Source organism: Streptomyces bluensis (assembly GCF_014650715.1).
Classification (GTDB): domain Bacteria; phylum Actinomycetota; class Actinomycetes; order Streptomycetales; family Streptomycetaceae; genus Streptomyces; species Streptomyces bluensis.
Genome location: NZ_BMVM01000002.1, coordinates 768,268 through 789,976 on the forward strand (window position 1 = coordinate 768,268; position 21,709 = coordinate 789,976).

The 21,709-nt window shown below is 70.3% G+C and carries 14 protein-coding genes, 3 tRNA genes and 1 pseudogene; 7 read left to right on the plus strand and 11 right to left on the minus strand.

What is annotated here, in order from left to right; all coding sequences use genetic code 11:
- Positions 1–482: 482 nt before the first annotated feature.
- Positions 483–1,724: a DUF418 domain-containing protein gene (locus IE262_RS08585; protein ID WP_189872482.1), complete on the minus strand. Its 1,242-nt coding sequence runs from the start codon at positions 1,722–1,724 to the stop codon at positions 483–485.
- Between the two features lie 316 nt (positions 1,725–2,040).
- Between IE262_RS08585 and IE262_RS08590 the strand changes: the two genes are divergently transcribed.
- The gene (locus IE262_RS08590) at positions 2,041–3,828 is read left to right on the plus strand and encodes an ABC transporter ATP-binding protein (RefSeq protein WP_189872484.1); all 1,788 of its coding nucleotides are present in this window, start codon (positions 2,041–2,043) and stop codon (positions 3,826–3,828) included.
- A gap of 446 nt (positions 3,829–4,274) precedes the next feature.
- Here the strand turns inward: IE262_RS08590 and IE262_RS08595 are convergent, their stop codons facing one another.
- The 7 genes from IE262_RS08595 to IE262_RS08625 all read right to left on the minus strand — a co-directional run bounded on the left by IE262_RS08595 (position 4,275) and on the right by IE262_RS08625 (position 7,954).
- Positions 4,275–5,387 (minus strand): sensor histidine kinase, encoded by a 1,113-nt coding sequence (locus IE262_RS08595; protein ID WP_189872486.1) that lies wholly within the window; start codon positions 5,385–5,387, stop codon positions 4,275–4,277.
- Positions 5,384–6,079 carry a response regulator gene (locus tag IE262_RS08600; protein ID WP_189872488.1) on the minus strand — a complete coding sequence of 232 codons (696 nt, stop codon included), beginning with the start codon at positions 6,077–6,079 and terminating at the stop codon, positions 5,384–5,386. The genes IE262_RS08595 and IE262_RS08600 overlap by 4 nt, the downstream gene beginning before the upstream one ends.
- Before the next feature lie 509 nt (positions 6,080–6,588).
- Entirely contained in the window at positions 6,589–6,996 is a 408-nt protein-coding gene (locus IE262_RS08605; RefSeq protein ID WP_189872490.1) for a PIN domain nuclease, read from the minus strand.
- The gene (locus IE262_RS08610; protein WP_189872492.1) at positions 6,993–7,226 is read right to left on the minus strand and encodes a type II toxin-antitoxin system VapB family antitoxin; all 234 of its coding nucleotides are present in this window, start codon (positions 7,224–7,226) and stop codon (positions 6,993–6,995) included. The genes IE262_RS08605 and IE262_RS08610 overlap by 4 nt, the downstream gene beginning before the upstream one ends.
- A 331-nt stretch (positions 7,227–7,557) precedes the next feature.
- Positions 7,558–7,634 (minus strand) — tRNA-Ile (locus IE262_RS08615).
- A 169-nt stretch (positions 7,635–7,803) separates the two neighbouring features.
- Positions 7,804–7,876 (minus strand) — tRNA-Asn (locus tag IE262_RS08620).
- A gap of 5 nt (positions 7,877–7,881) precedes the next feature.
- Positions 7,882–7,954: transfer RNA gene (locus IE262_RS08625), tRNA-Asn, on the minus strand.
- A 176-nt stretch (positions 7,955–8,130) separates the two neighbouring features.
- Here IE262_RS08625 and IE262_RS08630 point away from each other — a divergent pair.
- The 4 genes from IE262_RS08630 to IE262_RS08645 all read left to right on the plus strand — a co-directional run bounded on the left by IE262_RS08630 (position 8,131) and on the right by IE262_RS08645 (position 13,893).
- Positions 8,131–8,451, plus strand: coding sequence for a YtxH domain-containing protein (locus IE262_RS08630; protein WP_189872494.1), 321 nt, complete (start codon positions 8,131–8,133; stop codon positions 8,449–8,451).
- A gap of 123 nt (positions 8,452–8,574) precedes the next feature.
- Entirely contained in the window at positions 8,575–10,029 is a 1,455-nt protein-coding gene (locus IE262_RS08635) for an FGGY family carbohydrate kinase (RefSeq protein WP_189872496.1), read from the plus strand.
- 205 nt (positions 10,030–10,234) lie between these two features.
- The gene (locus IE262_RS08640; protein ID WP_134039856.1) at positions 10,235–11,968 is read left to right on the plus strand and encodes an ABC transporter ATP-binding protein; all 1,734 of its coding nucleotides are present in this window, start codon (positions 10,235–10,237) and stop codon (positions 11,966–11,968) included.
- Positions 11,968–13,893, plus strand: a complete 1,926-nt coding sequence (locus IE262_RS08645) for an ABC transporter ATP-binding protein (RefSeq protein WP_134039855.1) — start codon at positions 11,968–11,970, stop codon at positions 13,891–13,893. Before IE262_RS08640 ends, IE262_RS08645 begins: the two co-directional genes overlap by 1 nt.
- Before the next feature lie 408 nt (positions 13,894–14,301).
- On the opposite strand, the pseudogene IE262_RS08650 reads toward IE262_RS08645, so the two are convergent.
- From IE262_RS08650 to IE262_RS08660, 3 genes and pseudogenes are all read right to left on the minus strand, one after another.
- A pseudogene (locus IE262_RS08650) lies at positions 14,302–15,503 on the minus strand (RNA polymerase sigma factor).
- A 126-nt stretch (positions 15,504–15,629) separates the two neighbouring features.
- Positions 15,630–17,531 (minus strand): DNA primase, encoded by a 1,902-nt coding sequence (gene dnaG, locus IE262_RS08655; RefSeq protein WP_134039853.1) that lies wholly within the window; start codon positions 17,529–17,531, stop codon positions 15,630–15,632.
- Between the two features lie 99 nt (positions 17,532–17,630).
- On the minus strand, positions 17,631–18,377 hold the full coding sequence (locus IE262_RS08660) for a TetR/AcrR family transcriptional regulator (RefSeq protein WP_189872498.1): 747 nt from the start codon (positions 18,375–18,377) through the stop codon (positions 17,631–17,633).
- Positions 18,378–18,401: 24 nt separating this feature from the next.
- On the opposite strand from IE262_RS08660, the gene IE262_RS08665 reads away from it, so the two are divergent.
- The gene (locus tag IE262_RS08665; protein WP_189872500.1) at positions 18,402–19,127 is read left to right on the plus strand and encodes an LmeA family phospholipid-binding protein; all 726 of its coding nucleotides are present in this window, start codon (positions 18,402–18,404) and stop codon (positions 19,125–19,127) included.
- A 62-nt stretch (positions 19,128–19,189) separates the two neighbouring features.
- Complete coding sequence (locus IE262_RS08670) at positions 19,190–21,556, plus strand: MMPL family transporter (protein ID WP_189872502.1); 2,367 nt, start codon at positions 19,190–19,192, stop codon at positions 21,554–21,556.
- Positions 21,557–21,709 lie beyond the last annotated feature (153 nt).

The following is a 21,709-nucleotide window of genomic DNA, read 5'->3' on the forward strand; positions in this document are numbered from 1 at the left end:
CTTTCATCGCAGCCTACCCATCGGTATGAGCCGCGATCCAGCAGGGCCGGGTGAAACTGGCGTGAGCATGACTTCACGCGCGGGCAGGCCCGCGTTGAGGCGGCCGGAATGCCGCAGATCCAGCGCGAGAAACGTTCCCGCAGGTCAGGAGCCTGCGCAGTGGGGCGGGTGGGACCCGAACCCACGGCCGACGGATGATGACGAGGTTTGGCGCCTCAGTTCTCCTCGACCCTTGTCAGTCCTTTCCGATCCTTGTGTCCAACCTGCGTCCAGAACGCGCCCGGGACGGACGCGCACACCCGGTTCAAGGATCCTCTCCCCAGCTGATGAGAGGGTCTCGAAACCTTCTGGTCCGGGTTGTGACGGGAGCCTGCTCCAGCACCACCTGTCCGGATGGGCGTTGGGGCAGCAGCGGCAGATGCTGGATCCATGAGCGGCCCGGGCCGGGGTGGAGTGTGGAGGTTCACACCCCGGCCCGGGTCTCATCGGATGTGCTTCGCAGGCTTGGTGGCGGCGTTGAGCAGGTACTCCAGGGGGCCGCGGCGGAAGAAGCGGGACCAGATCGCGGCGAACAGGATGGCTGCGAGGATGTACATGATCAGGGGCAGCCAGGACTGCTGGGTGCCGGTTCCGGCGGGCGTGGACAGTGCGGTCTGTGCGAGGAAGTGGCCGACGTAGGCGGTCAGGGACATGGTGCCCACGGCGATGAGCGGCTTGGCCAGGCGGCGCAGTCGGGGCAGGCGGTCCATCGCCACCGTCGCGCCCACGATCACGAGGATCGCGATTCCGACGCTGCCGATGATGTCGAACGTGGTGCCACTGTGCGGCCCGGCCTTCAGGAGAAACGACGCGGACATGTCGGGGAACGACCCTGCATCAGCGGGCATCGACCCGGAGCCGCCGGACGACGGCCCGTCTTCGGCGAGGCTCCGCAACGCGCCCTTGCCGGCGAGCAGCAGGGACATGCCGTAGGCGGCCGCGGTGAGGGTGGCGCCGAGCGCGGCCAGGCGCTTCTGGATGGTGCCGCAGGAGAGGTCGAGGCGGCCCAGCGCCATGCCCGCGATGACGAACGACATCCAGGTGAGCGCCGGGTAGAAGCCGGTGAGCACCAGATCGAGGACGCCGACCTCGCTGAGGTGGCGGAGCGGGTCGTAGGTGTTGATGCTCTGCTGAACCGACGGGGTCAGCAGCGAGGTGAGGACGAACGCCAGCTGCGGTGTGACGAGGGCGAACGCGGCCGCGATGATCGCGAGGGTCCTGGCGCCAAGTCGCACCAGGGGCAGGGCGAGGAGGAAGTAGACGCCGTAGAAGCCGAGGATGATCACGCCCCCGTACTCCATCGCCATCACGGTGCCCAGCGCCAGCAGGATCACGGCGCGGATCGCGATGCGGGCCCTCGCCTGCCGGCCCGCCTGGCCGGTCTTGGGCTCGCGGCGGCCGGCGAGCAGCATCAGTGAGAACCCGGCGAGGGTGGCGAACAGGACCGACGAGTGGCCGTCCGACATGTATCGGATCCAGCTGGCGACACCAGTCGTGGCGGACAGCGGGGGGCCGATGTGCACGACGTACATGCCGAACACCGCCAGCGCGCGGGCCAGGTCCACCCCGACGAGGCGTCCCATCGAGGGACCGGGCGAGGCCGGGGACTCGGGGGAGGTCTGGGGCGGCGGAGGCGAGTTCTCCTGCGGAGCTGACGTCTCCTGCGGCGGCTGTGTCTGTGTCATACGGAGAACCTGCGTGGGCGTCCGGGGGCGGACCATCCGGCAGTCCTCGGGCTCTCCCCCGCCGATCGGCGGGTACCACCCTGCCGACTGGCGGAGTCTCGTCCTGACCCGTCGGTCCGGTGCGACCGGACGGGCGGTGTTGTTCAGCCACTTGGCGGGGGTGGACCCGACGGTTGCCGGATGGGCGCGTGGCGGCCGGGCTTGAAGGCTGGAGGCATGACAGACCACGCCGGCACAAGGAGCGCGAGGACTGCCCCGGCACTTCGGCCCGCGTACCGGGTTGTGACGCCGCGACACCGCAGAAGAAAGGAACTTCGTGAACACCGCATCCGCTCCGACGACGGATGAGCCGTCCCTGTCCGCCCGGGAGACGATCAAGGCACTGGGCGCGTATGTGCGGCCGCACCGGTGGGCGGTCGCCCTCGGTCTGTTGTGCGCCCTGGTCGGGGCCGCCTCGGGGCTGCTGCAGCCGCTGGCCACGAAGGCGCTGGTGGACCGGCTGGCCTCCGGCGAGACCACCGCCGGGATCCTGATCGCGCTCACCGTGCTGGTGGTGCTGGGCACGGCGGTCGAGGCGTTCGGCGCGTACGTGCTGGAGCGGACGGCGGAGTCGGTGGTCCTGGCCGCGCGACGCACCCTTGTAGGGCGGCTGTTGCGGTTGCGGATCGCGGAGTGGGAGCGGATCCCGCCGGGCGATCTGATGTCGAGGGTCACCTCGGACACCACGCTGCTGCGGGCGGTCAGCACCCAGGCGGTCGTCTCCGCGGCCACCGGCGCGGTGGCCTTCGTCGCGGCGGTCGTGGTGATGGCGTTCCTGGACGTCGTGCTGCTGGGTGTGACGCTCGGTGTGATCGTGTTGGTCGGTGGGGCCGCCGCGCTGGTGATGCCACAGATCGCGCGGGCCACCGAGCGGTCGCAGGAGGCGGTCGGGGAGATCTCCGTCGGATTGGAGCGGTCTCTCGGGGCGTTTCGCACGGTGAAGGCGTCCGGTGCCGAGGTGCGGGAGACCGCCCGGGTGGAGGCGGCGGCACGGCGGGCCTGGCGGCACGGTGTGAAGAGCGCGAAGTGGGAGGCCGTGGCCGGCTCGGCCGACGAACTCGCCGTACAGCTGGCCTTTCTCGCGGTGCTCGCCGTCGGCGGGGCGCGCGTGGCGTCCGGGGAGATCCCCGTGTCCACCCTCATCGCCTTCCTGCTGTACCTCTTCTATCTGATCGAGCCGGTGTCCAGGCTGGTCGACGCCGTGACCTCCTATCAGGAGGGGGCGGCCGCGATCTCCCGCATCGCGGCCGTGGAACGCCTCTCGACGGAATCGCCCGCCCGGCGGACAGGCGCCCTGCCCCGGCAGGGGACAGCCGCCCCGGGTCCGGCGTCGGTCCGTTTCGAGGACGTGTCCTTCCGCTACCGTCCGGGCCTGCCGTACACCCACCAGCAGGTGAGTTTCGAGGTACCCGGTGCCGGGACGACGGCCTTCGTCGGTCCTTCCGGCGCGGGCAAGTCGACGGTCTTCGCGCTCATCGAGCGGTTCTACGAAGCCACCGGCGGCCGGGTCCTGGTCGACGGCAAAGACGTACGGGACTGGTCCCTGGGCGAGCTGCGGTCCGCCATCGGGTACGTGGAGCAGGACGCTCCGGTGCTGGCCGGCACGCTACGGGAGAACCTGGTCTTCGCGGCGCCCGGTGCGACGGACGACGCCCTCCGCGACGTCCTGACCCGCACGAAGCTCGACACCCTCGTGGAGCGTCTGCCCCACGGCCTGGACGCCCCGGTCGGCCATCGCGGCTCGAAGCTGTCGGGCGGTGAGCGGCAGCGCATCGCCATCGCCCGCGCCGTCCTGCGCAAGCCCCGGCTGCTGCTGTTGGACGAGGCGACCTCGCAACTCGACGCCGTCAACGAGCTGGCGCTGCGGGACGTCATCGCGGACGTGGCCCGGGAGACCACGGTGCTGGTGGTGGCCCACCGCCTGTCGACGGTGACAGGCGCCGACCGGATCGTCGTCATGGACGCCGGCCGGGTCCGGGCCGTGGGCACCCATGAGGAACTGGTGGACCAGGACCGGCTGTACGCGCGGCTGGCGGCCACCCAGCTCCTGGCCCCCGCGCGATGACCCACCACACGCAGGGTTGTCCGGTCGTCCACTGCCCCAGTCCCGGCCGGACAACCCACGCACCGACACCCACGGAAACCAAGACCCCGAAAGGCCGCCTATTGGGTCCTGTTCACCGCCCTTGCCTCGGCCCTGGCTCATGGGTACGCCCACCAGATCGCCCACCGCGACGCGCAAGGCCATCCCGGCGTACGAGGTGTGGTGCGTGCCGTGCTCACCGAATGGCCGCTGGTAGTGGCGGCGCTGCCCACTGAAGTGAGGCGGCGATCAGGACTGTCAGCCTGGTGCCGGGATCCTCACCGGGCTGACGCGGCACCGGACACGGTCAGGACGGGGAGCTGGACGAGCGGGCGAGCCGGCGGAGCACGGTCCAGGGGCGCCGGCGTCCGTTGCCGGCCGCGGCTCACGCGTGGGTCTTGTGAGCCGCAAGCCGACGGAACAGCATGTCAGTCCGCGCTGAGGGGAACCCTCAGCCGCACCCGGTAGCCGCCCTGCGCGGTCGGGCCCGCGTCCAGGGTGCCGTGCAGGATGTCGGCCCGTTCGCGCAGACCGACCAAGCCCTGCTGCGATCCGGGCAGGGAGAGGGAGGGGCGTGTGGGAGGGGTGTTGGTGACGGTCACTCCCATACCGTCCCCGTCCTGCCACAGCTCCACGCGAGCGTTGGCGCCGGGGGCGTGCTTGCGGACGTTGGTCAGCGCCTCCTGAACCGTGCGGTAAAGGGCGCGTTGGGCGGGTGTGCCCACGGTGGGCGGCAGCTCACCCGTCAGCTCCGTGTGAGTGCCGCTGGATTCCACCAGTTTGCGCAGGTCGGCCAAGGTGGGCTGCGGCGTCAGCTCGGTGGATTTGCCGCCGGAGGCGCGCAGCAGCGTGACCATGGTGCGCAGCTCGTCGAGGGTGGTGACGCTCAGCGAACGGATCGTGCGGGCCGCCTCCTTGGCGTCCGCGTCCTTGGCGGCGACCTGCAACGCCCCGGCCCGTACGGCGATCAGGCTGACCTGGTGGGAGACCACGTCGTGCATCTCGCGGGCCAGCTGGGCGCGTTCACGGGCGAGCACGGCCTGGGCGTGCAGGGTCCGCTCGTGCTCCCTGGCCTCCTCGACCTCGGCCAGCCGCCACGCCAGGTCCCGTCGTGCCTGGAGAAGCTGGCCGAAGAGGACCGGGGCGACGCTGGTTGCCAGGCCGTACACGAAGAAGACCAGCGTCATGGTCCGGTCCGCCTCGGCCAGGGGCCACGGCGTACTGCTCGCGACGGCGGCCAGGACGACGCACACCGCGAGGAGACGGCGGTTGCGGGAGCGTTCGGCCAGCGTGAACAGCGCCGCGAGCACAGCGACGGCGACATCCTGCATCAGCGCGATGGGCAGGGTGAGCAGGAAGACGCCGAGCGGGAACCTGCGCCGGAACGCCAACGCGGCGCAGCCGACCGCGGCCAGCGCGACCTCGGGGCGCGTGTGCTCCCACATGTCCACCACCAGCACATCCACGGCCGCCACCGCCACCAGGACGATGTCGACGACCGGCGCGGGAACCCGCTGCCGCACGGCACGGGCACGGCTCATCGGCCGGCCTCCGACCACGTGCGCTCGTCGAGCAGCCCGGCCCGCTGCGCCAGCAGCGCGGCCTGCACCCGGCTCGTCACCCGCAGCTTCGTGAGGATCGCGCTGACGTGGTCCTTCACCGTGCCCGCCCCCAGGTGGATGCGCGCCCCGATGTCGGCGTTCGACAGCCCCTCCGCCACCAGGACGAGGACGTCGCGCTCCCGCGCGGTGAGCAGCCGGACCCGCGCGGCCTCCTCGTCGACGGCCGCCTCGGTGCCGGGGTGCCTGTGCAGCAGCGTCCGCGACGCCTTGGGCGACAGCACCACACCGCCCGCGACCAGGGTCCGCACCAGGTGGGCCAGCTGTTCCGGCTCGGTGTCCTTGAGCAGGAAACCGGCCGCACCGGAGTGCAGCGCGGTCAGGATGTACTCATCGGCGTCGAACGTCGTCAGCATCGCCACCACCGGCGGATCCGGCATCGTCCGCAACTCGCGCAGGACGGTGAGCCCGTCGACGTCCGGCATCCGGATGTCCAGCAGCACCACGTCCGGCCGCTCCCGCCGGACGGTCTCCACCGCGTCGCCGCCGCTCGCGGTCGCGACGACCTCGATGTCCTCGGACGCGCCCAGGATGAGTTCGAAGCCCGAGCGGACCAGTGCCTCGTCGTCGACCACCACTACCCGGATCACGCGCTCCGCCTCACCCTCGTTCATGCCTACGGCCCATGCCGACTCGGCCCTAAAGCCACGTAGAGCCCTTGCGACCCGGCGAGCGGCAGCTCCAGCCACACGGCGGGGTAGCACCCACCACTCGGCAGGGACACGGCAGCCTTCTGCCGGATAGTCCATGATCGGCCCGAGTTTCCACCCTGAGGGCCATGACCCATCACCCAGACTCCCGGCCCCTTACGGCCGACGCGCCGTCCCCCGAACGCGAGCGCAGTGAGCCCTCGACCGGCGCGCCCGGCGTGGGCCGGCTGATTGGGCTGGACCTGGCCCGCGGCCTGGCCGTCTTCGGCATGTACGCAGAAGTAATACCCGCGTTGATCACCGTTGCAGCGGAGCTATCCCCGCGTGCGGGGGGGGCGACTCGGCCATGGTGTACGCCGACAGGTACGCCTTGGGACTATCCCCGGGTGCGCGGGGCCGACGTGGCCGCGTTCATCGGCGCGCTGCGGGCCACCGAGGTCAGAAGCCGACAGACGTGTTCCTGCCTCCGGAGATCAGCCTCGTACGTCTCGCTGCTGGACTTCCTTGAGGACTCCGGCCACCGTCGCGAAGTCATTGTCCACATGGAGGACGGTGTGCCCATGGTGTACAGCTGTCGCACACACCAACAGGTCGATCGCTCCCGCCGCCCGATGCTGGCCCCTCTGGGTCAGTTTGTACTGGGCGGTGTCGACCCACCGCCAGGCGTTCTTCGGAACCGGGGAGAGCAGACAGAGCGCGTCCAGTTCCTCGGCCAGCTCATCTCGGTGAGACGGGCTGGTCGCCGAGTAGAGGAATTCGGCACGTGTCGGCTCGCAGAGGTGAAACACCCCGGCGGCGATGTGTCCCTCCCAGGGGCGCAGCGCACCTGGGGTACGGAACAGATGCCACAGAGCCGAGGTGTCGACCAGATACGTGATCACTCGAAGGCCTCGCGCCGCGCACGCTTCTCGGCTTCATGCGCCGCTGCGGCCCGCTCGAACTCGCCGCGCTCACCTCGCGCGGCCAGCTTCTCCGCGGCCTCAAGCCTCCTGATCCGCGCCACGTAGTCCCGAAGCGCCGTGTTGACGGTCTCCTTCTTCGTCGTGGCACCCATGAGCCGCATGGCCTCGGCCAGCGCCTCGTCGTCGAGATCAATCTGAGTGACGGACACCGGACACCCCCAACGTCCACAATGTATGGAACCAAGATACATCGCCAACATTGCGTACGGCCACCGATCGCAACAGACCGCTCAACGGAGGCGCGCCGAATGTCGGGGTGTTTGCATTCGGACTGCTTCCCCACACAGAACGGATCAGCGGCGCCTGCCGCACCCCGACAGGAGTCACCCCATGGGACCTATGACCGACTTGACCGTAATCAGCGTCCCGAATCTGTCCTGCCGATCATGAAAACACGTATCGAGACGCTCCACGAGCGTCCCCAACTCGCTGCTGAGCTCGCGTAGTTGCTGGTCAGATCGATTCTTCTCGCGTAGCGAGTGGTGGGGCGGGTGGGACTCGAACCCACGGCCGACGGATTATGAGTCCGCTGCTCTAACCGGCTGAGCTACCGCCCCAGTACGGCGCGTCGCGCACATTTGTGCGCGCCGTCTGCCGCAGCATAGCCGCTCATACGATCTCCTGCCTCGGATGGTCGACTTAGCCTGCCCTCAAGGACCCCACCAGCGGCTCCGTGGTTCCGGCGGACATGAAAAAGGACCCCCGCCGGGGTCCTCGTTCAGGCTGCTCCCCCGACTGGACTCGAACCAGTAACCTGCCGGTTAACAGCCGGCTGCTCTGCCAATTGAGCTACGGAGGACCGAGCTCCCCCGACTGGACTCGAACCAGTAACCTGCCGGTTAACAGCCGGCTGCTCTGCCAATTGAGCTACGGAGGAATGCCTCGTTGCATCGAACGTACCTACCTGGGTATCCGCCAGGGGGCGCCCGCTCGCTGCGACACATACATTAGCGCAAGCAGGGGGGTGCTCCGCCAATCAGTACCCCGTGGCAGGACTGAGGCCGGACACGGGCAGAACAAGGACCGACGCAGACGTCAGGGAAGGTGGCCGCCATGCGCTATCGGCTCACGTTCGTCGCCGGGCTCGCTCTGGGCTACGTGCTGGGCACGCGGGCCGGACGCGAGCGCTACGAGCAGCTGAAGAACTCCGCCCGGCAGGTCGCCGAGAACCCCGCGGTGCGCAACACCGCCGAGTCGGCCGCCCAGCAGGGGCGCGCGTTCGCGGGCAAGGCGTACCACGTGGTGAGCGAGAAGGTCGGGGATCACGTGCACATGCCCGACTCGGTCGCGGCGCGGGTCCGCTCGCTGCGTGAACGGAACACGAACGGCAGCGGTACGGACGACTGGGGAACCAGTAACAGCCACGGCCGGTGATGCCGCAGGCGCGGAGAGGCTCCCGGCCGCAGCGCCGGGGCCCTTCGGCCGTGCTGTCGTGCGCCGGATGCGCTCCGTACCGCGCGACAGTCCCACCTTCTTCCGTACGGCAGAATTTCCGCCATGGGGATAGTCGCCGGGCTGGACAGTTCGCCCGATTTCACTCGTATCGTCGTCTGTGACACGGATACCGGTGCCGTGCTCAGGCAGGGGTATGCCCCGCACCCGCTGGAGAAGACGGAGAGCGGCGGCCGTCCCTCCGATGTCGACCCGCAGGCGTGGCTGCTCTCCCTGGGCGAGGCGGCCGGGGGCGGACTGCTGGAGGGTGTGCAGGCGATCGGTGTCTCCGCGCAGCAGAACGGGCTGATCGCCCTGGACGCCCAGGGCGGCACCGTACGGCCGGCGATGGTCGGCGGTGACAAGCGGGCACAGGTCGCCGCCGCCGATCTGGTCGACGCGCTCGGCGGCCGGCAGGCCTGGGCGGAGGCCGTGGGGTGCGTACCCCAGGCCGCGCAGCCGGTGACCAAGCTGCGCTGGCTCGCCCGGACCGATCCCGACGCCGCGCTGCGCACGGCCGTGCTGATGCAGGCGCACGACTGGCTCGTCTGGCAGTTGCTCGGGCGGCCGGTGCGCAGAACGACTGACCGGGGCGGTGCCTCCGGTACCGGGTACTGGTCGGCGGCCACCGGCTCGTACCGCACCGACTTCGTCGAGCTCGCGCTCGGGCACCAGGCCATGCTGCCGGAGGTGCTCGGGCCGTCCGACGCGGCGGGGACGACACCGGAGGGGCTCCTCATCTCCGCGGGGACCGGCGAGACCATGGCCGCCGCCTTCGGGCTGGGCATCGGGCTCGGGGACGCGGTCGTGTCGCTGGGCGCGTCGGGGTCCGTGATGGCAGTGCACCCGGAGGCCCTCGTCGACTCCAGCGGGATGATCACGTCCCTGGCCGACGCGACCGGTATGCACCTGCCGGTGGTGACGACGCTGAATGCCGTACGGACCCTGCGCGGTACCGCCGAGATGCTGGGCGTGCCCGATCTGGAGGGGCTGTCCGATCTGGCGATGAAGTCGACACCGGGGTCGCACGGGCTGGTGATGCTGCCGTACCTGGAGGGCGAGCGGACGCCGAACCTGCCGCACACCGCCGGGACCCTGACCGGGCTGCGGCGGGAGGCGATGAAACCCGAGCATCTGGCGCGGGCCGCGTTCGAGGGCATGCTGTGCGGGCTCGCGGACGCGCTGGACGTGCTGCGTGGCCGCGGGGTCGACGTGCGGCGGATCTTCCTGCTGGGCGCGGCGGCGGAGCTGCCGGCCGTGCAGGCCGCGGCGCCCGCGCTGTTCGGGGTGCAGGTCGTCGTACCGCAGCCCGGCGACTACGCGGCGATCGGTGCGGCCCGGCAGGCGGCCTGGGCGCTCGGTGTCTCCCAGGGCACCCTCGACCCGCACAACCCGCCGCCCTGGCAGGGCGCGCCCGCCCATTACCTGGAGCCGGGCGAGGAGTTGGCCGTGGGACAGGCGGTGCGACAGCAGTACGTGTCGGTGCGGGAACAGACGCATCCCGGGGCCTTCCGGGTGTGATCCGGCTGCCAGCAAGGTGTCATCAGGGGGTCATCAGGGGGTAGATCCGGTGTTTGCGGCATTCACCCCGGCCGTGTACATCTCCAGACCCGCACCGGGTCGGACCGTGAACCTCTCTTGGGTTAATTGGTTGGGGTAACGCCGGTGGAGTGTCCGACGATGGTGGGTGATGCACCCATCCCCGTCACAAACCGAGAGACCTCGCGTGCTCATACGACTTCTACGGACCCACCTCAGGCCGTACTCGAAACCCATCGCTCTGCTGGTGCTGCTGCAGTTCGTGCAGACCTGCGCCACCCTCTACCTGCCCACGCTCAACGCGGACATCATCGACGAGGGCGTGGTGAAGGGGGACACGGGCTACATCCTGTCCTTCGGCGCGCTGATGATCGGGGTGTCGCTGGCGCAGGTCGTCTGCAACATCGGGGCCGTGTACTACGGCGCCCGTACGGCGTCGGCGGTCGGCCGGGACATCCGGGCCGCCGTCTTCGACCGGGTGCAGTCGTTCTCGGCGCGTGAGGTCGGTCACTTCGGTGCGCCCTCGCTGATCACGCGGACGACGAACGACGTGCAGCAGGTGCAGATGCTCGCCCTGATGACGTTCACGCTGATGGTGTCGGCCCCGATCATGTGCGTGGGCGGCATCGTGATGGCGCTCGGCCTGGATGTGCCGCTGTCGGGGGTGCTGCTGGCCGTGGTGCCGGTGCTCGGTATCTCCGTCAGCCTCATCGTGCGCCGTCTGCGCCCCCTGTTCCGCTCCATGCAGGAGCGGCTCGACACCGTGAACCGGGTGCTGCGCGAGCAGATCACCGGCAACCGCGTCATCCGTGCCTTCGTACGGGACGACTACGAGAAGGACCGCTTCCGCGGCGCGAACGCCGACCTCACGGAGGTGTCCCTCGGCACCGGGCGGATGCTCGCCCTGATGTTCCCGATCGTCATGACGGTGGTGAACCTGTCGTCGATCGCGGTGCTGTGGTTCGGCGCGCACCGGATCGACAACGGCGGGATGGAGATTGGCGCGCTGACCGCGTTCCTCGCCTATCTGATGCAGATTGTCATGTCCGTCATGATGGCCACCTTCATGTTCATGATGGTGCCGCGCGCCGAGGTCTGCGCGGAGCGCATCCAGGACGTCCTCGACATGGAGAGCAGCGTCGTACCGCCCTCCGCCCCCGTACGGGAGCTGCGGCGGCACGGGACGCTGGAGATCCGGGGCGGTGGCTTCCGCTACCCCGGTGCCGAGGAGCCGGTGCTCAAGTCCATCGACCTGGTGGCGCGGCCGGGCGAGACCACCGCGGTCATCGGGTCCACGGGCAGCGGCAAGTCCACCCTGCTCGGGCTGGTGCCCCGGCTGTTCGACGCCACCGAGGGTGACGTCCTCGTGGACGGCGTGGACGTGCGGACCCTCGATCCGGAACTGCTGGCGCGGACGGTCGGGCTGGTGCCGCAGAAGCCGTACCTCTTCGCGGGCACGGTGGCCACCAACCTCCGGTACGGCAACCCGGACGCGACCGACGAGGAGCTGTGGCACGCGCTGGAGGTGGCCCAGGCCAAGGAGTTCGTCGAGGGGCTGGAGAACGGTCTTGACTCCCCCATCGCCCAGGGCGGCACGAACGTGTCGGGCGGTCAGCGCCAGCGGCTCGCCATCGCCCGGACGCTGGTGCAGCGCCCGGAGATCTATCTGTTCGACGACTCCTTCTCCGCGCTCGACTACGCCACCGACGCGGCCCTGCGGTCGGCACTGAGCCGTGAGACCGCCGAGGCGACCGTCGTGATCGTCGCCCAGCGCGTGTCGACCATCCGGGACGCCGACCGGATCGTGGTCCTCGACCAGGGCCTCGTCGTCGGCACGGGCCGCCATCACGAACTGATGGCCGGCAACGAGACCTACCGGGAGATCGTCCTCTCCCAGCTCACGGAAGCGGAGGCTGCCTGATGGCCGGGCCGATGGGACGGATGATGGCGGGCGGTCCCGACCAGAACTCCATGGACTTCAAGGCGTCCGGGAAGCGGCTGCTCGCCCAGTTCAAGCCCGAGAAGTCCACCATGTACGCGATGCTCGCGTGCGTCGTGCTCAGCGTCGGGCTGTCGGTGCTGGGCCCGTGGATTCTCGGCAGGGCGACGGACCTGGTGTTCGCGGGGGTCGTCGGCCGGGAGATGCCCGAGGGCGCCACGAAGGACGAGGTGCTCGCGGGCATGCGGGAACGCGGGGACGGAGGTGTCGCCGACATGCTCCAGGGCACGGACTTCACCCCCGGCGAGGGCATCGACTTCACCGCCGTCGGGAACGTCCTGCTGGTCGCGCTCGCCGTGTTCGTGGCGGCCGGTCTGCTGATGGCGGCGGCCACCCGGCTCTCCAACCGGGCGATCAACTTCACCGTGGGCCGTATGCGCGAGGAGTTGCAGGCGAAGCTGTCGCGGCTGCCGCTGTCGTACTTCGACCAGCGGCAGCGCGGTGAGGTGCTCAGCCGCGCCACCAACGACATCGACAACATCGGTCAGACGCTCCAGCAGTCGCTGGGCCAGCTCGTCAACTCGCTTCTCACGATCGTGGGCGTGCTGGTGATGATGTTCTGGGTGTCACCGCTGCTGGCGCTGGTCGCGCTGGTGACCGTGCCGCTGTCGTTCGTGGTGGCCACCCGGATCGGCAAGCGGTCGCAGCCGCACTTCGTGCAGCAGTGGCGGACGACCGGGAAGCTCAACGCGCACATCGAGGAGATGTACACCGGGCACACGCTGGTGAAGGTGTTCGGGCGGCAGGAGGAGTCGGCGAAGCAGTTCGCCGAGGAGAACGAGCGGCTGTACGAGGCCGGGTTCAAGGCGCAGTTCAACAGCGGGGTCATGCAGCCGCTGATGTTCTTCGTGTCGAACCTCAACTATGTGCTGGTGGCGGTCGTCGGCGGGCTGCGGGTCGCCTCGGGGTCGCTGTCGATCGGTGACGTGCAGGCCTTCATCCAGTACTCACGGCAGTTCTCGATGCCGCTGACGCAGGTGGCGTCGATGGCGAACCTGGTGCAGTCCGGCGTCGCGTCGGCCGAGCGGGTGTTTGAGTTGCTGGACGCGGAGGAGCAGGGGGCCGATCCCCTGCCGGGGAAGCTGCCCGAGGAGCTGCGGGGGCGGGTGGCGCTGGAGGGGGTCTCCTTCCGGTACGACCCGGAGAAGCCGCTCATCGAGGACCTGTCGCTGAAGGTGGAGCCCGGGCACACGGTGGCGATCGTGGGTCCGACGGGGGCCGGCAAGACCACCCTGGTGAACCTGCTGATGCGGTTCTACGAGGTCACGGGTGGGCGCATCACGCTGGACGGCGTGGACATCGCCACGATGTCCCGTGACGAGCTGCGCGCCGGGATCGGGATGGTGCTCCAGGACACCTGGCTGTTCGGCGGCACGATCGCGGAGAACATCGCGTACGGGGCGTCGCGGGAGGTCACCCGGGGGGAGATCGAGGAGGCGGCGCGGGCGGCGCACGCGGACCGTTTCATCCGTACGTTGCCCGAGGGGTACGACACGGTGATCGACGACGAGGGGGCGGGGGTGAGTGCGGGTGAGAAGCAGCTCATCACGATCGCTCGGGCGTTCCTGTCCGATCCTGTGATCCTTGTGCTGGACGAGGCGACGAGTTCGGTCGACACGCGTACGGAGGTGCTGATCCAGAAGGCGATGGCGAAACTCGCCCATGGGCGTACGTCGTTCGTGATCGCGCATCGTCTGTCGACCATCCGTGACGCCGACATCATCCTCGTCATGGAGAACGGTTCGATCGTCGAACAGGGCGATCATGAGGAACTGTTGGCGGCGGGTGGGGCGTACGCCCGGCTGTACCAGGCCCAGTTCGCGCAGGCGGTGGCGGAGGTGGACTGAGGGTTGGGGGTTGGGGGTTGGGGGCGCGGGTCGGGAGTCGGCTGGGGGTCGTGGGGGTTTTCGCCCCCGCCGCCCCTACCCGTCCCATCCCCAGGGGCTCCGCCCCTTCGACCCCGCCAAGGGGGCTCCGCCCCCTGGACCCCCAGGGCTTCGGGGCTCCGCCCCGGACCCCGTTTCGGGGGCCAGCCCCCGGACCCCCGCTCCTCAAACGCCGGAGGGGCTGGAATGCGCGGCCAGGGCTGGAATGTGCGGGCGGGGCTGGGATTCTAGGCCGAGGCCCGGCACCCCCAGCCCGTCCGGCGCTTGAGGACGAGGCCGTTCAGGCCGACAAGCGGGGGTCTGGGGGCGGCAGCCCCCAGGGAAGGGATGGGAATGGGTAGGGGCGGCGGGGGCGGAATCAATCCCCGGTCAGTCCAGGTAACCCCGTAGCTGGTCCGCGAAGGCGTGGTCTCTCAGTTTGTTGAGGGTCTTGGATTCGATCTGGCGGATGCGTTCCCTGGTGACGCCGAAGATGCGCCCTATCTCCTCCAGCGTGCGCGGACGGCCGTCGGCCAGCCCGTAGCGGAGTTGGACGACCTTGCGTTCGCGTTCGCCCAGCGTCGAGAGGACCGCTTCCAGGTGTTCCCGCAGGAGCAGGAACGCCGCCGACTCCACCGGGCTCGCCGCGTCGCCGTCCTCGATGAGGTCGCCCAGGGCCACGTCGTCCTCCTCGCCCACGGGGGCGTGGAGGGAGACGGGTTCCTGGGCGAGGCGGAGGACCTCGCTGACGCGCTCGCTGGGCAGGTCGAGGTGGACGGCGACCTCTTCGGGCGTGGGTTCGTAACCGCGTTCCTGGAGCATGCGGCGCTGGACGCGGACCACTCGGTTGATCAGTTCCACCACGTGGACCGGGACCCGGATCGTACGGGCCTGATCCGCCAGCGCCCGCGACATGGCCTGACGGATCCACCACGTGGCATAGGTCGAGAACTTGTAGCCCCTGGCGTAGTCGAACTTCTCGACGGCCCTGATCAGGCCCAGGTTCCCCTCCTGCACCAGGTCCAGCATCGTCAGCCCGCGCCCGACGTAACGCTTCGCCACCGACACGACCAGCCGTAGGTTCGCCTCGATCAGATGCCGCTTGGCCATACGGCCCATCACGACCAACCTGTCCAGGTCCAGGGCCAGTTGGGTGTCCAGGTCGGGGGTGTTGCCGAGCTTCTCCTCCGCGAACAGGCCGGCCTCCACGCGCCGCGCCAGCTCGACCTCCTCGGCGGCCGTGAGCAGCGGTATGCGGCCGATCTCACGCAGGTACTGGCGGAAAAGGTCCGAGGTGGGCCCAGCGGTGTCGGTGCGCCCGCGCGGCAGCTCCACCGGCTCCACGAGCCCCATGGGGTCCACGAGCTCGGCAGCCGGTACCGGCACCGGTACCGCCGTGAGGACGGCGGTCTCCGCTTCGGGCTCCGTACGGTCCGTACTGTTCTCGTGCTGTGTGAGGGTCTGGGTCTGCACGGGGGCGACCTCCAGGAATGTCGCTGCTGAAACGTGCGGCAGCGGTACGTCGGGGATGGCGACGGCCTCACCCGCCGTCCACCGGGGGCGGGTCGGCCGCGCTCCGAGGACTCAGGCACCGGAACCCAGTGTGGAGTACGACACATCGCCGCCACGAGGGGCGTGCGGTGACTTTTTGCGTCCGGGCCGTGACCGCCCGGTTACCTTGACGTGCGGGCCCGCCCTCCAGGGGGCGTGGAACAGCGTCAGAGCGCCTCCGCGCCCCGCTCCCGCAGCGCCTGGTCGTACTGCTGGAGGACCCACAACTCGTTCTGCACGGAGGCGAACCGGGCCGGGTCGGCGTGCTGGCCGAGGCGGGTCAGGGCGCTCTGGACGTCACGGACGCGGCGCTCCACGGCACGCCTGCGGACGGTGACCAACTGCTCGCCCGCGTACACCTCGTCGACCGTCTTGCGCATGATGGCCTCGACGGCGAGCTCGGTCACCATGGCCCGCACCGTGTCGTCCGGTGCGGCCTCGCGGACCCTGATCAGGTACTCCTGCGGGTCCCGCGTGCCGTACTCGGCGCCGCCCGCGTCCAGGATGGTCTGGCGCACGGCCGCGTACGGTGCGGCGGTGAACTCGTCGACCCCGTACGCGTCGAACGCCGGGGAGACCAGCTCCGGGCGCTGGAGGGCGAGTTTGAGCAGTTCCCGTTCGGTGGCGTAGACGGGATTGCGGAGCGTGAGCGCGGGGCCGCTCGTGGTCGGGCGGGGGGCGGCCTCGTACTCCTGGGGCGTGCGGGGTCCCGGCGCGGGCGGCCTGCCGCCGCGCTCTCGGGCCCAACGCGCCAGCTGTGCCACCCGCTTGACCACGAACTGCGTGTCGAGGATGCCGAGCATGCCCGCGAGCTGCACCGCGACCTCGTGCTGGGCGCCGCTGTTCTTGATACGGGCGACGACCGGTGCCGCCTCGTCGAGGGCCCCGGCGCGCCCCGCCGGGGTTTCCAGGTCGTAGCGCGCCACGATCTGGCGCAGCGCGAACTCGAAGAGGTGGGTGCGCGGTTCGGCCAGCTCCGCGACCGCCTCGTCCCCCTTCTCCAGCCGCAGCTCGCACGGGTCCATGCCGTCCGGGGCGATGGCGATGTACGTTTCGGCGGCGAACTTCTGGTCGTCCTCGAAGGCGCGCAGGGCCGCCTTCTGACCGGCCGCGTCGCCGTCGAAGGTGAAGATCACGCGGGCTCTGCCGTTGTCCATCAGCAGACGGCGGAGGATCTTGATGTGTTCGCCGCCGAAGGCCGTACCGCAGGTGGCGATGGCGGTCGTCACGCCCGCCAGGTGGCAGGCCATGACATCGGTGTAGCCCTCGACGACGACCGCGCGGCTGGACTTCGCGATGTGCTGCTTGGCGAGGTCGATGCCGTAGAGGACCTGGGACTTCTTGTAGATCGCGGTGTCGGGGGTGTTGAGGTACTTCGGCCCGTTGTCCGCTTCGTACAGCTTCCTCGCGCCGAAGCCCACCACCTCGCCGCCGATGTCGCGGATGGGCCACATCAGGCGGCCGCGGAAGCGGTCGATGGGGCCGCGGCGGCCCTCCTGCGACAGCCCGGAGAGCAGCAGTTCCTTGTCGGTGAAGCCCTTGCCGCGCAGATAGCGGGTGAGGTGGTCCCAGCCCTGGGGGCTGTAGCCGACACCGAAGTGGACGGCGGCGGCCTGGTCGAAGCCGCGCTCGGCGAGGAAGATCCGGCCGGTGTCGGCCTCGGGGCTCGTGGCCAGCTGCTCGGCGTACCACTCGGCGGCGATCTTGTGTGCCTCGACCAGCCGGATGCGTTCGCCGCGCTGGTGGGACGGGTTGTACCCGCCCTCCTCGTACCGCAGCGTGATGCCGGCCTGCGCGGCGAGGCGCTCGACCGCCTCCGAGAAGGAGAGGTGGTCGACCTTCATCACGAAGGTGATGGTGTCGCCGCCCTCCTGGCAGCCGAAGCAGTGGAAGAGCCCCTTGCTCGGGCTGACCTGGAAGGACGGCGACTTCTCGTCGTGGAACGGGCACAGGCCCTTGAGGTTTCCCCCGCCCGCGCCCCGCAGCTGGAGATACTCGGACACCACGGCGTCGATCGGAACCGCGTCCCGAACCGCCTTCACGTCCTCGTCGTTGATCCGTCCTGCCACGGGGTGATTCTACGGGGGAGCGCCGACACCTCCGGGCCATGGGAGCACCCCTTCAGGGGCTCGGGGCTGACGACGAGGACCCGGCGGACGGGTTGAAGATCATGCCGGCCAGCCCTCCGTGAGGTGTGCAAACGCGGTGTCAAGCAATTCGCGCGCCAGGCCCTCCGTGCGCTCCTGCACCGGCAGCGCCGTGTACTCGAAGAGCGCGGAGCGCATGGCTCCGACAGCGGCCCGGGAGAGCACCGCGGCCCGCAGCGGTGTCGCGGTCGCGGGGTCCCGCGCGGCCAGCCGCTCCATGAACGCCTTCGCGAGCCCGTCCTCGAACTGGCCCAGCACCGGCGGCAGATGACCCATCGGCCGGCCGCCGAACCGCCGCGGGGGGCCGCTGAACATCAGGGCGAGCCGCCGGTCGGCCACGAGCGCGAGCACGGCGTTGAGCGCGGCGGTGTACGGGTCCTCGTCGGCGGGGCGGGCGACCACGAGGGACTGTACGACCGGGATGAGCTCCAGGACCTCTTCGAGGACCAGGTCCTCCTTGGAAGGGAAGTAACGGAAGAAGGTCCGTTCGGTGACACCTGCCTCGGTGGCGATGTCGCGCACGGTGGTCCGCTCATAGCCGCGTTCCTCGAACATCCGGCGTGCCGCGTCGTTCAGCGCCTTCCGCGTCGCCGCCTTGTGCGCCTCGCGCCGCCCCAGGGGATCGGCCCGCTCTCTGGCGCCGGGTTCGGTGTGCGGTTCGTTGCGCGACCCGGCCCGGGGCCGGGCGCGCGGCTCGGCGCCCGGGGGGTTCACGATCTCCCTTTCCATGTGAGGAGTATCGCAGGCGCCGAAAGAAGTGTCAGTCATGACACTTTGGCTATACTGTCAGTCATGACACTTTTTCGAGGGCGGCGACGGCGACCCGTCTCCCGTCGGGCACACCTCGTCACCTGGGGAGTGGTCTGCGCGGTGCTGGCCACCGGGGCGGTCGCGGAGGCGGCGGTCCGGCACCGTGCGGCCGACCGGTTCACGGACCGCGTGGAGCGGCGCCTGCGCACCGGGCTCGACGTGGGTTTCGGCCCGACACCGGTGATGCTGCAACTGGCGCGCGGGGCGTTCTCCCGGGTCGAGGTGTCGGGGCGGGACGCGACCTTCCGGCGCTTCTCCGGGGTGGATCTGCGCGCCGAACTGGACGACGTGGTCCGTACCGGCGACGGACTGTCGGTGCGCGACTCACGGGTCCGCGCCGAGATGCCGGCCGACGCCCTGGCGGCCGCGGTGGCCACGGTGACCGGGGGCGCCGCCGGCCCATCGGCGACCGTGACCACCGACCCCGCCGCCTCCGAACTGGTAGTGCACACCGGCCCGGCCGGCCGGATCTCCGTCGCGTTCCGCCCGGAGCTCGACGGCGAGAACCTCCGTTTCCAGCGCACCGCGGTGCGGATCGGTGAGCGCGCCCTCCCGGACGGCCTCGCCGATCGGCTGCTCCAGGGCGGAACGCCCCGAGAGCTCGACCTGTCCGGCCTGCCGCTCTCCCTGGCACCGCGGCGGCTGTCCGTCACCGATCAGGGGTTGCGCCTGGACCTCGCGGGCGGCCGCAGCACCGTCTCCGCCTGAGCGTTCCGTCATCACCGCGCGACCACCGCGCCCACAACTGCTACTGCGCGAGGAGCACTTCCGTGGCGACATGGCTCTACCGGCTCGGTCTCGGCGCCTACAGGCGTCGGCGGCCGGTCCTGGCGGTCTGGCTGGCCCTGCTGGCCGCCGTCGTCTGCTGTCTGGCCGTCGTGGGCGGCAAGCTCGACAACGAGTTCACGATCCCGGGCTCCGAGTCACAGAAGGCGCTGGACACCATGGCGCGGGACTTCCCTGCCGCCGCCGGGGCCAGCGCCCAGATCGTGTTCACCGCCCCCGAAGGTCAACGCGTCACCGACCCCGGCCCCGCCGCCGCGATCCAGCGGACGCTGGCCGACGCCAAGGACGCCCCGCAGGTCACCGTGGTCCTCCCGCCCGACAGGACCGGCGGCGTGACCCCCGACGGACGGACCGCGCTGGCTCAGGTCAACTACTCGGTCAGCAAGACCGACCTGGCCGAGGACGCCCTCGACGAACTGGAGAAGACCACCGCTCCCGCCGAGCAGGCGGGCCTGGAGGTGTCCGTGGGCGGACAGGCGTACGGCAACGGGGTGCTGACCCCCGGCGTCCTCGAACTCCTCGGTGTCGTGATCGCCCTGGCCGTGCTCGGCATCACCTTCGGCTCGCTGCTGGCGGCCGGGATGCCGCTGCTGACGGCGTTCGTCGGCATCGGGACCGGGCTGTGCGGACTGCTGCTGACCTCCTCGGCGCTGACGGTGTCCTCGACCGCGCTGAGCCTCGCTCTGATGCTGGGGCTCGCCGTCGGCATCGACTACGCCCTGTTCGTCCTCTCCCGGCACCGGACCCAGCTCGCCCAGGGCATGGACCCCCGCGAGTCGGCGGGCCGCGCGGTCGGCACGGCAGGCAGCGCGGTGGTCTTCGCCGGGGCGACGGTGATGATCGCCCTGGTGGGCCTGGTCGTCGTACGTATCCCCTTCCTGACGGTGATGGGGCTGAGCGCGGCGGCCACCGTGCTGATCGCCGTCCTGGTCGCCGTCACCCTGCTGCCCGCGCTGTTCGGCATGGCCGGCGCCCGGCTCGCCCCGCGCCCCGGCTCCCGCGCGGCCCGCCGTGCCGGAGGTGCGGGCGGTGCGGACACCGATGACGGCGGCACGGAGAACCGCGGCGCCGAAGCGGCCCCCCGCCGCCGCCTGGTGATGGGACAGCGCTGGGCCCACCTGGTCACCCGCCGCCCCCTGCTCGTCGTGATCGGCGTGGCCGCCGCCCTGGTGACGTCGACCCTGCCCGCCACGGACCTGCGACTCGCCCTGCCTGACAACGGCTCGGCGGCACACGGCACTTCGCAGCGCGAGACGTATGACACCGTCACCGACGCCTTCGGCCCCGGCTTCAACGGCCCGCTGCTCGTACTGGCCGAGACGGACACCGAGGGCGAGGCGGGACAGCGCGCGGCGGGGGCCGTGGCGAAGCGGCTGGGGCAACTGCCGGACGTCGTCCGGGTGAGCGCACCGCAGTACGACGCCGGTTCCGGCCGGGCAGTGATCCAGATGGTCCCCGACAGCGGCCCGCAGGACGAGGCCACTCAGGACCTGGTCGACGCCATCCGCTCCGAGGCGCCCGCGATCACGAAGGAGACGGGCGCCACCGTGTCGGTCACCGGCACCACGGCGATCGGGATCGACGTGTCCGAACGCCTGAGCGCCTCCCTGCTGCCGTTCGCCGCGGTCGTCGTGGGGCTCTGCCTGGTGCTGCTGCTCCTGGTCTTCCGTTCACTGGTGGTTCCCGTCAAGGCGACGGTGGGCTTCCTGCTCTCGGTCGCGGCGTCCTTCGGGGCCGTCGTGGCGGTCTTCCAGTGGGGATGGCTCGCCAACGCGCTCGGCGTGGCCGCCACCGGACCCGTCGTCAGCTTCCTGCCCATCGTGCTGATGGCGGTGCTCTTCGGCCTGGCCATGGACTACGAGGTCTTCCTGGTGTCCAGCATGCGCGAGGAGTGGGTGCGCACCGGACGGGCCCGGACCTCGGTGATCGAGGGGGCGGCGCATGCCTCGCGGGTGGTGACGGCGGCGGCGCTCATCATGTTCTTCGTCTTCGCGAGCTTCGTGTCGACCGAGGACTCCATCGTCAAACCCATCGCGTTCTCGCTGGCGTTCGGGGTGCTCGTGGACGCGTTCGCCGTCCGGATGACGCTGGTGCCCGCGGTGCTCGCCCTGGTGGGCCGCCGGGCGTGGTGGCTGCCGCGCCGGCTGGACCGGCTGCTGCCCGACCTGGACATCGAAGGCGCCCGACTGGGACCGCTCCACGGCGACACCGACGACGTGAAGAACGCGAACGAGCCGAATCCGAGCGGGAAATCCCAGCAGAACGGCGCGAGCGGTGAGAACGGCGGGAACGGGGGCGGCGGGGAAGGCTCCGCGCCCACCGATTCACTCCCCGCATCCGGCCGAAAATAATCCCTCGACAAGGCCACCTGTACCAGCATAACTGGACACCGAGCCTCGAACGCCTCACCCCTCTCCGCTCCACAGAGGGGTGGGGCGCCGTATTTAACGCGGCAATTATTTCATCCCGGAAAATTAACCGCGGAATATTTGATTCCACCCAGA

What these genes read in the sequence shown, in the direction of transcription:
- IE262_RS08585 (WP_189872482.1), bottom strand. Translation starts at nt 1,724, where the DNA reads ATGACACAGACACAGCCGCCGCAGGAGACGTCAGCTCCGCAGGAGAAC.
- IE262_RS08595 (WP_189872486.1), bottom strand. Translation starts at nt 5,387, where the DNA reads ATGAGCCGTGCCCGTGCCGTGCGGCAGCGGGTTCCCGCGCCGGTCGTC.
- IE262_RS08600 (WP_189872488.1), bottom strand. Translation starts at nt 6,079, where the DNA reads ATGAACGAGGGTGAGGCGGAGCGCGTGATCCGGGTAGTGGTGGTCGAC.
- IE262_RS08630 (WP_189872494.1), top strand. Translation starts at nt 8,131, where the DNA reads ATGCGCTATCGGCTCACGTTCGTCGCCGGGCTCGCTCTGGGCTACGTG.
- IE262_RS08635 (WP_189872496.1), top strand. Translation starts at nt 8,575, where the DNA reads ATGGGGATAGTCGCCGGGCTGGACAGTTCGCCCGATTTCACTCGTATC.
- IE262_RS08645 (WP_134039855.1), top strand. Translation starts at nt 11,968, where the DNA reads ATGGCCGGGCCGATGGGACGGATGATGGCGGGCGGTCCCGACCAGAAC.
- IE262_RS08660 (WP_189872498.1), bottom strand. Translation starts at nt 18,377, where the DNA reads ATGACTGACACTTCTTTCGGCGCCTGCGATACTCCTCACATGGAAAGG.
- IE262_RS08665 (WP_189872500.1), top strand. Translation starts at nt 18,402, where the DNA reads ATGACACTTTTTCGAGGGCGGCGACGGCGACCCGTCTCCCGTCGGGCA.